The sequence below is a fragment of the Cupriavidus sp. SIMBA_020 genome, from assembly GCF_046535395.1.
GTDB lineage: Bacteria > Pseudomonadota > Gammaproteobacteria > Burkholderiales > Burkholderiaceae > Cupriavidus > Cupriavidus campinensis.
Genome location: NZ_JAWRWU010001003.1, coordinates 1 through 258 on the forward strand (window position 1 = coordinate 1; position 258 = coordinate 258).

1 pseudogene is annotated in these 258 nt (G+C 72.9%); it reads right to left on the reverse strand.

Annotated elements, in window-relative coordinates:
* A pseudogene (locus SB751_RS32490) lies at nt 1–258 on the reverse strand (sel1 repeat family protein); the annotation flags it as partial.

A 258-nucleotide genomic window follows, 5' to 3' on the forward strand; every position in this document is an offset into this window, starting at 1 on the left:
CGGACCGCCGATCAATGCAATGCCGAGCATGCGCTGGGCCGGTGCGTGGCCTTCGCGCGCCGCCGCCCGCAACCAGGCCAGCATGGCGGGGTAGTCGCCCTGGGTCTGGGCCTCCAGCGCCAGCGCATACTTCTGCACCGGCGTGGCATAGGCCGACAGGGCATTGTTGGCTTCGGCCCGGCCTGAGGAGTGCAGCGCCAGCGCCGCGAGCAGCGCCGCGCACCAGGCGCTGGCCGCGCGGCCGGTGATGGCATGTGT